The sequence below is a fragment of the Duganella sp. OV510 genome (genome assembly GCF_900100205.1).
Lineage (GTDB): Bacteria > Pseudomonadota > Gammaproteobacteria > Burkholderiales > Burkholderiaceae_D > Rugamonas.
On record NZ_FNEQ01000002.1, the window covers coordinates 452436 to 466093 of the forward strand.

A 13658-nucleotide genomic window follows, 5' to 3' on the forward strand; every position below is an offset into this window, starting at 1 on the left:
CATGCTGAGCCGCGAAATAGAGATCTTTCGGGTAGTGATGACCACCGGCTCGGCCACCAAGGCTGCCCGGTTGATGAACCTGACACAGCCCGCCATCAGCCAGTCGCTGCGCCGGCTGGAAAACAGCGCCGGCCTGGCCTTGTTCCTGCGCACCGGCGGCAAGCTGCAACCGACGCAGGAAGCCAAAGCATTACTGGCGGAAGTGGAGCGGCATTTTGTGGGCATGGAAGTGATCGAACAGCGCCTGCGCGCGCTGCGGCAGTTCGGCGAAGGCCGCATCCGCATTGCCAGCTTTCCCGGCGTTGGCGTCGGCTTTCTGCCACGCGTGCTGGCGGATCTGACGCAGCAGCGCGAACGCACGCTGGTATCACTACAGATTATGGGCTCGGCCGATGTCCGCAAACGTATCCTCGGCAACGAGGCGGAGCTGGGCGTGGTGGCGGACGATGTCTCCACCAGCGGGATCGAAACAACTTTATTCGCACATTACTTCGGCGTGGTTGCCCTGCCCGCCAGCCATGCGCTGGCGCGGCACAAGCGGATAACGCCCGCCATGCTGGCGAGGTATCCATTCATCGCGCTGAATCCCGAGGACAGCGTCAGCCTGCGGCTGGACCGCATCTGCCGCAATCACGGCGTGGAACTGCGCACGGTGGTCGAATGCCCGTTCACCATCAGCCAGTGCGAGCTGGTACGCAACCAGGTCGGCATCGCCGTCGTGAATCCCATCACCGCTTGCGACTACCTGCACGCCGGGCTGGTGTTCCGTCCTTTCTCCGAACGGCTGACCTACACCTCGCTGACGGTGCAACCCGCCGCGCAGCCGGCGTCGCCCTTTGTGCGGCAGATGCTGGGCGCCATGCGCAAGCGGCTGGAAATCGACATGCGCACCTTGTCGGAGGCGATGGCGGCTGGCGAGCACTCAGGCCCGCTGCACAGCTTCGACCTCAACGCCGGTGAAACTGCTTGACCAGTTCGCGGAAGTTATTCACGGTGACAGACTTCTCGCGCGGCCGCGTAATCAGCGCAATCGCCGTGCCCAGGTCTTTGTTGCTGATGTCCTGATAAGTCACGCCCTCGGCGCGGAACTGGCCAATCGATTCCGGAATGATGGCCACGCCGAAGCCCGCTGCCACCATGTTGACGCCGGAAGAAATCTGCGGCGACTCCATCTCGATCTTCGGCGAGAAGCCGGCCGTGCGGCAGGCGCTGATGATGGCGTCATACAGCTCCGGCCCGATCGCGCGGGGATACAGGATGAACGGATCGGCAGCCAGCTGCTTCAGGTCGATGGTGCGGCGACGGCCCAGCGCATGGCCATTCGGCAGCACCGCGATCATTTTCTCCTGCACCAATGTGGTGACCACGGCATCGCCGCAGTCCAGCGGCAGGCGTATCATCGCGCAATCCACCTGCGCATCCGCCAGCTTGCCGACCAGCGCGGCGGCGTTGCTTTCCTCGGTACGGATCTTCACGCCCGGATAGTCCTCGCGGAAGCGGCGCAGCAACCGCGCCACCGTCGGATGAAATACTGTGGAACCGGCAAAGCCGATCGACAAATGGCCACTCTCGCCGCGCGCCGCCATCTTGACATGTTCCAGCGCGTCGTTGGCATCTTCCAGCACGCGCTGGGCGCGCTCCTTGAAGATCACGCCCGCCTCGGTCAGCTCCACCCGGCGCGGATGGCGGATGAACAGCTTGGCGCCGATCTCCCGTTCCAGCTTGATGATCTGCTGGCTCAATGGCGGCTGTGCGATGCCCAGCCGCTCGGCCGCCACGGTGAAATGCAGATGTTCGGCCACCGCCAGGAAGTAACGCAACTGGCGAAATTCCATATGACTCCTTACGTATCGATATCTTTTTCGTCTTGAAGAGACTACCACGAAATATTGGATTTGCCGATGCCGGTCTTTTAATCTATCGTCATGTTCAAGACCCTCATCACCACCACCGCCGCCAAAGCCAACCTGCTGGACGGGATGCGTGCCGCCTCGGCTTCCGCCATCATGCTGCTGGTGGGCTGCGCGCTGAACGTGCCGGATTTCTCCTGGGCCGCCATCGGCGCCTTCTGGACCTCGCTGGCCACAGCGCCGGACACCGCGCGCAGCCGCCTGGCGTCGATGCTGTCGTTCGCCCTGCTGTCGACGGTGGGCGGCGCGCTGGTGACCTACACGGCCGCACTGAGCCCGACCGCCGGTGCGCTGGCCATCCTGATCTTCGTCACGATGGCCGGCCTGACGCGTATCTGGGGCGAGCGCCCGTATCAAGTGGCGATCCTGGCGGCCACCGCCTGCGTGGTGATGATCGACCATCCATCGGCGGCAGCCGGCGACATGGCCTACCTCGGCCTGTACCTGCTGGGCTGCCTGTTCGCCACCGCGCTGAGCATGGTGATCTGGCAGATCCGTCCTTTCGCGCCGGAGTATCACAACACCAGCTGGCAGCAGGCCGCCGTGCAGACGGTGCGCGACGCCATCGCCCAACTGCGCGAACACACCTCGCTGTCCAGCGACGGCATGCACTTCGCGCTGCGTCTCGGCATCGCCACCACCACCGCCTACCTGACCGTGCATATTCTTGATCTGCCCTGCGGCTACTGGGCCACCATGGCGGTGCTGCTGATCCTTCAACCGTCCGCTTCCGGCACGCTGCCGCGCAGCGTCGAGCGCGCACTGGGCACGGTGGTTGGCACCCTGATTGCGATTGCCATCAGCGGCCTGGCACAAACGCCGCTGCAGATCGCGCTGGCGGTGTTCCTGCTGATCGGTTTGACGATGGCCTTGCGGCCGGTGGGCTACAGCGTGTTCGTCGCCTTCCTGACGCCCTCCTTCGTGCTGGTGGCCGATTACGCCATGCCGGCCATTGATTACAACTACGCGCTGGCGCGGCTGGAAAACAACCTGCTCGGCAGCGCGATCGCCATCGCCGCCACGCTGGTACTGTGGCCGCTGACGGATAAGCTGCTGAAACGCGGCGCTGTCTGACACGCAAATCGGCGTCATCCTACGCAAGTGGCGCGGCGTCGCCGCTATGATGGAACTCCCAGCCCCCAGCCAGGAGACATCGTTATGTTTTCGCTTAAGAAACTCAGCCCGACCATTACCGACATGATCCGCTTCGACCACTCGCACGTGCTGGTCACCTTCCATCAATACACGGCGGACGCCAAGCCGAAGGTCAAGAAAGCGCTGGCAGAAACCATCTGCGACGCGCTGGAAATCCACGCCACGCTGGAAGAAGAGATTTTTTACCCGGCCATGCGCAGCATCGACAGCAACGAGCCGGTACTGCAGAAGAGCGTACCTGAACATAATGAGATGCGCCGCCTGATCGCCGAGTTGCGTGCCACGCCAGCCACCGATATCCGGCATGGCCAGCTGCTGCAAGAGCTGATGCGCGACGTGATCCACCACGTCGCTGACGAAGAAACCGTGCTGCTGCCGCACGCCGAGCGCCTGCTGGGCAAGGACCGCCTCAGTGAACTGGGCGCGGCGATGACAAGGCGCCGCCTGGAACTGGTCGGCCCGAAAGCCGGCAAGATCGCCATGGAAACCGCAGTCGGCTTTTCCGGCAGCACCGCCGCGCTAGTACTGGGCGTGGTTGGCACCGCAGCCGCCGCGCTGCTGCTGAGCAGGAAAGCCAAGCCTGCGTGATCGGTCAGCCGTATCGCCGCCTGATCTCGGAAACGGAGGCGAGGGCCAATAGCTCCAGCGCAGCCGGGTCCAGATCCGCCAGCTGCTTGAAGTACAGGCAGGACTTGCCGACTTTATGCTTGCCCAACCTTGCAAGCAAGGCATCCTGCACTGCGCCGTCCAGCATCAGATACGCCACGATCTCCTTGCTGCGAAGGGCAAAGCCCAGCAAGGGTGCCTCGCCGGTGCGGCCGCTTTCATAGGTGTAGCGATAGGCGCCGTGGCCCACGATGCCCACGCCCCACATCACCGGCGGCTGGCCGCTGACCTTCTCGAACAGCTGCATCAGCGCGCGGCAATCCGCCACCTGCTGCGGGCTGCCCTTGGCGGCAAGATAATCGTCGACGCTGGATGCGGTCGGCCTGGTCTTGTTCTCAGCCATATGGATCTCCATGACATATGTCACCGCAGATCGTGACGTTTGTCCGATGTGTGGCGCGGATCGGGTGCGTAGAATGTCTTACATCGGAACACAAGCAGTAACGCAGTACCTAAAACCTGAACCCCGTTTTAGTTGATGCAACAAGCCATTTAACCAACTTTAACGAGGATTCAATCATGAACGCAATCAAAAACTTCATCAACAACGAAGACGGCATCACCGCTATTGAATACGCCCTGATGGCAGCAGCCATCGCCGCCGCGATCACCGCCGGCCTGGCCATCCTGGGCCCTAAGATCACCGCTTCGCTGACCTACATCTCCGGCCTGATCAAATCGTCGTAATCAGCGCCTGCTTCAAGAAATCCGGCCTTCGCGCCGGATTTTTTTTATCGGCTGTGCTTTGAGAAGAACTGCCAGATTACCTCATTGGCATCGATATCGCGCGTCGTCTTACCGATCGGCAGGCCGACATTGAACGGATCCGCGCCCGGCCAGGTATGTCCGCCATCCTTGACCGTCGCCAGCGCCACATTGTCCTGCTCCTTCCACGTCACCTCCGTGCCAATGGCGCGCTGGCTTGCCGTACCGGCCGCGCTGCCATTCCGCTTCAACCAATAGCTATAGGTATCTTCCGCCGACAGATAGCCGCCAGCCTTGCCGCCATACGCCACCACCTGGTCCGCCGTACCATGTATCAGCAATACGCCAACATTGCCAGGCTTGGTATGATGCTGCACCACCGGCTCCGGCATCGGCCCACCCACCGAGGCCACCGCCGCGAACAACTGCGGCAGCTCCGCCGCGATCCGCAACGAGAAGAAGCCACCGCGCGACAAGCCGGTCGCATACACCCGCCGGGCGTCCACGCGATAATCCTGCTTCAACCTGGCCAGCAGCGCCTCGGTAAAGCCGATATCATCCGTCCCTTCAAGATATGACATGCCAAAGCCCACGTTCCAATCCTGCTTGATCCCTAGCGGATAAACGACGATGAACTGATGCCGGTCCGCCGCGCGGTTCATTTGCGTGTACAACATTTGCTCCGCCATCGTCATGCCGCTGCCATGAAAATTGAACACCAGCGGAAACGCCTTCTGTGGCTGTTCGCCATACGACGTGGGCGTATACACCAGATAGCGCCGCTTCTCCTCTTTGTAGACAAGTGACTTCACCTGCGCGAACGCCGGCAAAGACAAACACACCAGAGTCAGGAAACTGATGAGGATTTTCATAATGCACACCCGAGAAAAGTTATCGAGCACGCAGCATAAAAAACCGCCGGTGAAATCGCGGTGAAATTTTCCGATTATTGGCGCGGCACGATATCGACACGGTACGCCATGTCGCCGGCATGGAAGCTGATTTCCCAGCGCATTGCCGTCGCAATCCGCTGCAGCAGATTCTGACCATGCTGGAAGCCCTGCATTGTGGCAGCCCGGTTCACGGTATTGCCGATGCTCAGAACACCATCATCAAACGACAGCGCCAGCCGGCACGCAGGCCCACCGTGGAACAAGGCATTGCCAAGGCAGTTATTGACCAGCAGCGCGATCAGATGGCGATTACCCAGCACAGGCAACCGTTCGGGCAGTTCGAGCGTCAGCTGCACATCATCCGTCATCAGCCGCAGCAAGCTATCCTCGATACAGCCGCGCAGATCGACCACCTCCTGCGCAACATGCTCCGCCCGCGCCAGCGCAAACAGCACATCAACGGTATTGCCGATCTCCGCCAGCCCGGCCTGCAACTGCGCCAGATCCTGAACGGCCAGTGCATTATTCATCACCGTCAGCGGCGTGCGCAGCTCGTGGCTAACATCGCGCGTAAAGGCATGCTCCCGATCCAGCGATGCCTGTAATTCGCTGATCGTCGTGTCCAGCTTCTGCGCCAGATAACCGATTTCATCGCGCCGATGTGCCGCACTGAACGCCGGCGTTTGACTGCGCACCTCATCCGCCAGCACCAGCAGCGGAGACACCAGCCGCCGCGACAGCCAGTAAGCCAGCAATAACGCCAGCGCAATCAAGCCGAATGCCACCGCCGTCAGAAAACCGCCGACCTCCTGGAACAGCTTGGAGACCACCAGCAACGGCTGCACATCCGCCAACAGATATATTTTCTGCGACGGCAGATTCAGCGCGCGAAGATGATAGTGCTGGCCAGTGCCGGTGGAAATCTCGGCACGCTCGCGTCCAGCAACGACCGGCTCACGCACCGCTGGCGGCAAGGCATCCACGCTGCGATACGCACGAATGAAATCGCTCGCCGGCAGTTTGATCTCGCCGTGCGCACGGAAATGCGCCGACATGCCAGCGGCCTCGCGCTCCAGCAGGCGGTCCACCAGCATATCTTCCGTCACATAGGAAATGACCAGCGCCAGTGCGGTGTACGCGAGGCAGATCAGAATCGTGAAGCCAGCCAGTGCGGCAAACAGGCCATGCCGGATCGAGCTAAACATCCGGCAGCACCAGGCGGTAGCCCAGGTGCGGAATGGTCACAATGAGCTGCTCCGCGCCAGCCTGCTCCAGCTGCTTGCGCAGGGCATAGATGTGCGACTTCAGAGCATCGCTATCCGGCGGACTGGTGCCCCATACCTCGTGCGTCAGCGCCGAGCGCGACACGGATTGCGGGTAGGCGCTGCACAGCTTCAGCAGCAGCTTGAAACCAATCTGCGTCAGTGAGAGCGGCGTGTTGTGGTACAGCGCACGCTTCTCGCGTTGCAGCAGCATCAGCGGTCCAAGCTGTATCTCCTGGCTGACGTGCAGCTGACTGCGACGCGCCAGCGCTTCACAGCGCAAGGCCAGTTCGCGCAAATCGAAAGGCTTGGTCAGATAATCATCCGCCCCCTCGTTGAAGCCGCGCGCCTTGTCCTCAAAGGCATCGCGCGCGGTCAGCATCAACACCGGCACATTGCGCGGCGCGCGCTGCTTGATAGCGCGGCACACCTCCAGCCCGTCCATATCCGGCAGATTCAAATCGAGCAGCACCACATCATAAGCCTCACGCGTCGCCAGCTCGATCGCCAGCGCGCCGCTGGCCGCGTGATCGGTGTGCCACTGCAAACCGTCGAGGAAATCCACCACCTGACGGGCGATCGTCGGATGGTCTTCCACTACCAGGATGGTTAAAGGGCTGCGCGTCATAGAAATGAAGGAGTTTGCATCTGTGCAAATGTTATCCTAACAGCTACCAAACGGGATAATGCAAGCGAATGGCCCTGTTCACCTCAAAAAATCACCAGCATCCTATCGGCACGGCGTAAGGCCTGGCGATGAGATAAGGTGTTGGGTGATGCGATAAATATCCGATCACGGTGCTCACACTCGCCACATCCTTCGCCGAACTGCTGTCGTGGTGAGCAGCGCGCGACGTAAAAAAGTCATCGGCTGGCAAGGGGCTAGCTCAGCATTCCTACAAGCTTCGCTAATCAATCGATTCGCACGTATAGGGCAATCTGCGCGAGGCAGATACAAAGAATAACGCCACTTTGTCGCTATCGCATGGAGTGTGACATTTGGTGAATATGTCACAAATGCAAGATGCTATTCTTAGCAGCAAGCCAATCGAAACGCGTTGGTTAAGATTCCCCCGTTGTAAATATTTATTATTAAGATTAATCCAAAAGGAAAGTAATGAGTCCAATACTTACTAGTAGAGTAAAAAATCATATAAACAATGCTATAAAAGAGCATATTTTTCTTAAAGACTGCTTGGGTGACGAACAAAAGTTGATGTCAAGAGGACTTGTTGCGATTACTTTAGCCGGGCTATCGGGATTAGGTTACGAGAATTTGGCAAATTACATTACCGATGGAACCAAAGACAATGGGATAGACGGAGTTTACTATGACGATAAAAAAAATAAATTATATATAATTCAAGCAAAATGGTCTACAAAAGGCACTGGGACAATCGACACAGGCGACTTAAGAAAATTTATCGCGGGTATTTATCTATTACTCAATGAAGAATGGAAGAAATTCAACTTGCGTTTCAAATCCATAAGCTCAGAAATATCCAGCGGACTACAAAATGACCCAGAGGTAGTTATTATAACTGCATTTAACAGTGACAATGACCTTAGCCCAGACTGCAAAGAAATAATCGCTCAATTCCTTAACGAAAACAACTCCGACTCGCAGGAGGTAGTTACATTTAGCAAGTTTGATTTGCGAAAAATAGTAAGGACAATTAAAGCTGCTCAAACAGGAGCTAGCACCGATGTAGAACTGAGTTTATTACAATGGGGAGAGCAAATTGAGCCATATTACTCAATATATGGGAAGATATCTTGTGCAGATATCGCCGAATGGTATTCTACACACGAAGATTTACTTTTTTCTGAAAACATACGTGGAACATTATCTGACAGCGAAATAAACTTACAGATAGAAAATAGTCTATTACGAAATCCAGAGGAATTTTGGTATCTAAATAATGGTCTGACTGCCATAGCAAACGACATCAAACGCGCCCGAGTCGGGCTAGGAGCAAAAAAGGAAAGTTCGCTTTGGAAAGTTAGCAACTTAAAAATTGTTAACGGAGCTCAAACAACTAGCTCCATATACGCCGCTTCTATTAAAAAACCTACTATTGTGAAAAGAGGATATGTACAAATAAAAATAATTTCACTCGAAAACTCGTCGTTAAATTTATCCAGCAATATTACAACGGCTACGAATACACAAAATAAAGTAGAAGCCAAAGATTTTCTAGCGCTAGATGAATTGCAGAATGGGTTAGCTGAATCTTTCAAGAGAAACAATGTTCAATATTGTTTCCGTCGCGGTGACCCCGTCACTGATGAAAAAACTGGATTAGACGTTCAAGAATTAGCATTAACTCTTGCGGTTTCAAGCTCCAATATGGTTGATGTCGTGACGGCGAAAAGTAATGTAGGCGAGTTAACTGATAGAAATGCATATTATCCAAAAATATTTTCAAACAACATTGACGTAAAAAATGCATGGGCTGTAGTACAGAAACACAGAAAGGCCACAAAAATTCTTTCTAGTTTCGCATCTAAACAGGCCGGGCGGGATCTGCAATTAGCGGTTTATGGAAATAGATTCATTGAGCACATTGCAATAACCTCCACTAAGTCTAGCCCAAGTATTGCCTTAATCCAAGACATCCATAATAGACTCATGATTGCAATTGCTCAAAACTATCCTGATGCTTATCTAGGTGCACTTTTTAAAAATGCCAAAAAATGTCAGCTGCTGAAAGACGCACTGTTATCTGGAAATTCCGTGAAAGGTAATAAAAAACGACTTTCCAGCTAGTTGTCGATAGTTGAGTAGGCTCAAAAAGAGGCAAAACTGGTAAGCGGGCATGATTCCTAGTACGCAATTCACTACCAATACGCCTTTGCCTACGCCAGAACTTTGACAATGATGTCGACTGCCAAGCGCTCGAGGAAGTATCTGACGACTTTGCCGTCAAAAAGTGTAGATTTATGATCCGCCGTCGAATTTGATCTCAAAACAAAAAAACCCGCTTTTCTCAACGAGAAAAACGGGTTTTTGCTTGTTCCTGGTGCCGCTTGCCGGAATCGAACTGGCGACCTTTTCATTACGAATGAACTGCTCTACCAACTGAGCTAAAGCGGCGACGACCCGCATTTTAACAAAGAACCTGCACTCCAACCAGCCCCAAAACGATAAATTTTAGCCTAGTTGCTACAAATTCATTGCCTTGCGCGGATCTGAGGCTTGTCAGCCCTCGTTGTGGTAGCCGGTGACCACCGCAACTTCGTCGCGCGAGCCGAGGAAAACCGGCACGCGCTGGTGCAGCTTGTGCGGCTGGATGTCCATGATGCGCTGCTTGCCGTCGGTGGCCGCGCCGCCCGCCTGTTCGACGATAAAGGCCATCGGATTCGCTTCGTACATCAGGCGCAGCTTGCCGGGCATCGAGGTGTCGCGGGTGTCGGCCGGGTACATGAAGATGCCGCCGCGATTCAGGATGCGGTGCACGTCGGCCACCATCGAGGCGATCCAGCGCATGTTGAAGTTGGTGCCGCGCGGGCCGGTGTCGCCGGCCAGCAGTTCGCTGATGTAGCGCTGCACCGGCGGATGCCAGTGGCGCTGGTTCGACATATTGATGGCGAATTCCTTGGTCTTGGCCGGAATCTGGATGTCGCGCTGGGTCAGCACCCACGAGCCCATCTCACGGTCCAGCGTGAAGCAGTTGACGCCGTGGCCGGTGGTCAGCACCAGCATGGTCTGCGGGCCATAGACAGCGTAGCCGGCGGCGACCTGTTTGGTGCCGGCCTGCATGAAGTCGGCCTCGCTTGGCTGGCCCATGCCTTCCGGTGCTTTCAGCACGGAGAAGATGGTGCCGATCGAGACGTTGACGTCGATGTTCGACGAGCCGTCCAGCGGATCGAACAACAGCATGTATTCGCCCTTTGGATAGCGGTTCGGGATCGGGTGGATCGATTCCATCTCTTCCGACGCCATCGCCGCCAGGTGGCCGCCCCATTCATTAGCTTCCAGCAGAATCTCGTTGGAGATGATGTCCAGCTTCTTCTGCACTTCGCCCTGGATGTTTTCGGTCTCGGCGGTGCCCAGCACTTCGCCCAGTGCGCCCTTGCCGACCGAGTGGCTGATGGTTTTGCAGGCGCGCGCGACGACTTCGATCAGCAGGCGCAGCTCGGCCGGGATCGTGTTGTGCTGGCGTTGTTCTTCCACCAGGTATTGGGTGAGACTGACTCGTTTCATGTGTGCCCTTGGTTGATTGTGATTAGTTGGCCAGCGCTTTGGTAATGACTTCGGAGACGTCGTTCGACAGTTTTTGCGCGGCGACCTTTTCCAGCGCCTGTTTCATCTTCGCCTGCAGCGCCGGCGCGTAACGGCGCCAGCGGTCCATGGCGCGCGCCAGGCGGGCCGCCACTTGTGGGTTGATGGCGTCCAGCTTGATGACGTACTCGGCCCAGAATTCGTAGGCACTGCCATCGGCCGCGTGGAATTGCGACGGGTTGGCGTTGGTGAAGTTGAAGATCAGTGCGCGGGCGCGGTTCGGCGTCTTCAGCGTGAAGGCTGGATGCTGCATCAGCTGGCGCACGGCCGCCACATTGGTGGTCGGCGCGGAGGCCTGCATGGCAAACCATTTGTCGATGACCAGCGCTTCGTTGTCGAAGTCGTTGTAGAAGGCGCTCAGGTAGTTGCCGGCTTCGGTGCCGCTGTGGATCAGCGCCACCAGTGCGGCGGCGCGGTCGGTCATATTGGTGGCCTGGTCGAACTGTTGCTGCGCCAGTGTGAATTCCTCTTCGGACGGCGCCACCAGGAGGTAGGACAGGCACAGGTTCTTCAGCGCGCGCTTGCCGGCCGACAGCGCGTCCGGGCTGTAGTCGCCCGGCGTCTGGTTGGCGTGGTATTGCGCCAGCAGTTCGCTCTTCAGCGCGGCGCCGATGGTGCGGCGCATGAACTGGCGTGCGGTGTGGATGGCTTGCGGGTCGACCACGTCCATCTGCTCGGCGATGATGGTTTCCGACGGCAGGATCAGCGCCAGCTCGCGGAAGGCCGGGTCCAGCGTTTCATCGGTCAGCACAGTGCGCAGGGCGTTAATGAAGGTCTGGTCCAGCTTGAGGTTGCTGCCACCGTGCGCCGCCACTTGCGAGGTCAGCTTCAGCAGGCGTTCCATTGCCAGGCGCTGACCGGCTTCCCAGCGGTTGACCGGGTCGCTATCGTGCTTGAACAGGTGCAGCAGTTCGTCGTCGGTATAGTCGTGTTCGAGGATCACCGGCGCCGAGAAATCGCGCAGGATCGATGGAATCGGCCGTTCCTCGACGTTGCGGAAGCGGAAGATCTGCTCTTGTTCGGTCAACTCCAGCACCACCGTGGTGGCGCATTTCTCATGCTTGCCGCCTTCCAGCGTCAGCGGCAGGTCCTTGCCGTGGGCGTCCAGCAGGCCAACCGCCACCGGAATGTGGAACGGCAGTTGGTCAGGCTTGCCGCGCTGCGACAGGATGATGTCGAAGTTGCCCCTGGCCGTATCGTAGCGGGTGCGCGCGGTGACGACCGGTGTGCCGGCCTGCGAGTACCAGCGCTCGAATTGCGCCAGGTCGCGCTGGTTGGCGTCGGCCATGGCGGCGCGGAAATCATCGCAGGTGACGGCCTGGCCGTCGTGGCGTTCGAAGTACAGGTCCATGCCCTTACGGAAGCCGTCGCGGCCCAGCAGGGTCTGGTACATGCGCACGACTTCGGCGCCTTTTTCGTACACGGTCACCGTGTAGAAGTTGTTGATTTCGACGAAGGAGTCCGGGCGCACCGGGTGCGACATCGGGCCGGCGTCTTCCGGGAACTGCGCCTGGCGCAGTGTGCGCACCTGGTCGATGCGGGTGACGGCGCGGCCGCTGTCGGTGCCGATCATGTCGGCGCTGAATTCCTGATCGCGGAACACTGTCAGGCCTTCTTTCAGCGATAGCTGGAACCAGTCGCGGCAGGTGACGCGGTTGCCGGTCCAGTTGTGGAAGTATTCATGGCCCACCACCGCCTCAATGCCGGCATAGTCGATGTCGGTGGCCGTGCGCGGGTTGGCCAGCACGAACTTGGTGTTGAAGATGTTCAGGCCCTTGTTTTCCATCGCGCCCATGTTGAAATCGCCGACGGCGACAATCATGAAGCGGTCAAGGTCGAGTTCCAGATTGAAGCGTTCCTCGTCCCAGCGGATCGAGTGCTTGAGCGACTGCATGGCGTAGTCGGTCTTGTCGAGGTTGCCCTCCTCCACCCACACCTGCAACAGCACTTCGCGGCCATCGGCCAGCTTGAATTTCTCCTCCTGGCACACCAACCTGGCAGCAACCAGGGCGAACAGGTAGGCTGGCTTCTTGAACGGGTCTTCCCACTTGGCGTAGTGGCGGCCATCGCCGAGCTCGCCTTCCTCGATCAGGTTACCGTTGGACAGCAGTACCGGATAGGCGGCCTTGTCGGCGCGCAGCATCACGGTGAACTTGGCCATGACGTCGGGACGGTCGGGGAAGAAGGTGATGCGGCGGAAGCCTTCGGCTTCGCACTGGGTGAAGAAATTGCCGTTGGAAACGTAGAGGCCGGACAGCGTGGTGTTTTCCACCGGCGCGCACAGGGTTTCGATTTCCAGCACGACATCGGCCGGGGCGTTGCGGATGGTCAGCGTGGATTCGGTCAGCTCGTAGTCACCGGCGACCAGCAGTTGGCCGTTGAGGCGCAGTTGCACCAGTTCGATTTCCTCGCCGTGCAGCACGATGTCATGGCTCTTCGAGGCTGGATTGTGCTGCAGCGTGACGCGGTTGGCGACCACGGTGCGGGCCGGAGACAGGTCGAAACCCAGTTCTACGGTATCCACCAGGAAGGCCGGAGGGGTGTAATCTTTGCGGTAAATCGTCGTGGGGCTGCTGTCTGTGCGCATTGGAGACTCTGAAAGGACGTAGGCAAAAGCATATTTTACCAATACGGGGCCGGGGGACGCGCGGAATTGTCATTTCAGTCAAGCTTTCCAACCCGTAAGTTGCCACTTTCCACGATGCGGTAACATTCTGTAATAATCGTGCAAGCTCCAGGGGTGCGACATACACTTAGCTCTGGAAAATACCGTCTTATCTGA

General features: G+C 57.9%; 12 protein-coding genes and 1 tRNA gene. 5 read left to right on the forward strand and 8 right to left on the reverse strand.

Annotated features, from left to right (window positions below):
* Window position 1: 1 nt before the first annotated feature.
* Window positions 2–970 carry a LysR substrate-binding domain-containing protein gene (locus BLS51_RS09095; protein ID WP_090181388.1) on the forward strand — a complete coding sequence of 323 codons (969 nt, stop codon included), beginning with the start codon at window positions 2–4 and terminating at the stop codon, window positions 968–970.
* Here BLS51_RS09095 and BLS51_RS09100 read toward each other — a convergent pair.
* The gene (locus BLS51_RS09100) at window positions 948–1835 is read right to left on the reverse strand and encodes a LysR family transcriptional regulator (RefSeq protein ID WP_090181386.1); all 888 of its coding nucleotides are present in this window, start codon (window positions 1833–1835) and stop codon (window positions 948–950) included. The two genes, BLS51_RS09095 and BLS51_RS09100, sit on opposite strands and share 23 nt — an antisense overlap.
* 90 nt (window positions 1836–1925) lie before the next feature.
* Between BLS51_RS09100 and BLS51_RS09105 the strand changes: the two genes are divergently transcribed.
* On the forward strand, window positions 1926–2984 hold the full coding sequence (locus BLS51_RS09105) for an FUSC family protein (RefSeq protein ID WP_090181384.1): 1059 nt from the start codon (window positions 1926–1928) through the stop codon (window positions 2982–2984).
* Window positions 2985–3068: 84 nt separating this feature from the next.
* On the forward strand, window positions 3069–3653 hold the full coding sequence (locus BLS51_RS09110) for a hemerythrin domain-containing protein (protein ID WP_090181380.1): 585 nt from the start codon (window positions 3069–3071) through the stop codon (window positions 3651–3653).
* A 4-nt stretch (window positions 3654–3657) separates the two neighbouring features.
* On the opposite strand, the gene BLS51_RS09115 is transcribed toward BLS51_RS09110, so the two are convergent.
* Window positions 3658–4074, reverse strand: a complete 417-nt coding sequence (locus BLS51_RS09115; RefSeq protein ID WP_090181377.1) for a DUF1801 domain-containing protein — start codon at window positions 4072–4074, stop codon at window positions 3658–3660.
* Between the two features lie 176 nt (window positions 4075–4250).
* On the opposite strand from BLS51_RS09115, the gene BLS51_RS09120 reads away from it, so the two are divergent.
* Window positions 4251–4418 carry a Flp family type IVb pilin gene (locus BLS51_RS09120; RefSeq protein ID WP_090181374.1) on the forward strand — a complete coding sequence of 56 codons (168 nt, stop codon included), beginning with the start codon at window positions 4251–4253 and terminating at the stop codon, window positions 4416–4418.
* Window positions 4419–4462: 44 nt separating this feature from the next.
* On the opposite strand, the gene BLS51_RS09125 is transcribed toward BLS51_RS09120, so the two are convergent.
* From BLS51_RS09125 to BLS51_RS09135, 3 genes are all read right to left on the reverse strand, one after another.
* Entirely contained in the window at window positions 4463–5308 is an 846-nt protein-coding gene (locus tag BLS51_RS09125; RefSeq protein WP_090181371.1) for an extracellular catalytic domain type 1 short-chain-length polyhydroxyalkanoate depolymerase, read from the reverse strand.
* Window positions 5309–5382: 74 nt separating this feature from the next.
* Window positions 5383–6534, reverse strand: coding sequence for a sensor histidine kinase (locus tag BLS51_RS09130; RefSeq protein ID WP_090181368.1), 1152 nt, complete (start codon window positions 6532–6534; stop codon window positions 5383–5385).
* The gene (locus BLS51_RS09135; protein WP_090181366.1) at window positions 6527–7219 is read right to left on the reverse strand and encodes a response regulator transcription factor; all 693 of its coding nucleotides are present in this window, start codon (window positions 7217–7219) and stop codon (window positions 6527–6529) included. The genes BLS51_RS09130 and BLS51_RS09135 overlap by 8 nt, the downstream gene beginning before the upstream one ends.
* A gap of 489 nt (window positions 7220–7708) precedes the next feature.
* Here BLS51_RS09135 and BLS51_RS09140 point away from each other — a divergent pair, with 489 nt between their 5' ends.
* The gene (locus BLS51_RS09140; protein WP_090181363.1) at window positions 7709–9361 is read left to right on the forward strand and encodes an AIPR family protein; all 1653 of its coding nucleotides are present in this window, start codon (window positions 7709–7711) and stop codon (window positions 9359–9361) included.
* A 251-nt stretch (window positions 9362–9612) separates the two neighbouring features.
* Here the strand turns inward: BLS51_RS09140 and BLS51_RS09145 are convergent.
* The 3 genes from BLS51_RS09145 to pepN all read right to left on the reverse strand — a co-directional run bounded on the left by BLS51_RS09145 (window position 9613) and on the right by pepN (window position 13463).
* Window positions 9613–9688 (reverse strand) — tRNA-Thr (locus tag BLS51_RS09145).
* Window positions 9689–9793: 105 nt separating this feature from the next.
* Window positions 9794–10798 (reverse strand): class 1 fructose-bisphosphatase, encoded by a 1005-nt coding sequence (locus BLS51_RS09150; protein ID WP_090181361.1) that lies wholly within the window; start codon window positions 10796–10798, stop codon window positions 9794–9796.
* A 22-nt stretch (window positions 10799–10820) separates the two neighbouring features.
* Window positions 10821–13463, reverse strand: a complete 2643-nt coding sequence (pepN, locus tag BLS51_RS09155; protein ID WP_090181357.1) for an aminopeptidase N — start codon at window positions 13461–13463, stop codon at window positions 10821–10823.
* Window positions 13464–13658: the final 195 nt, after the last annotated feature.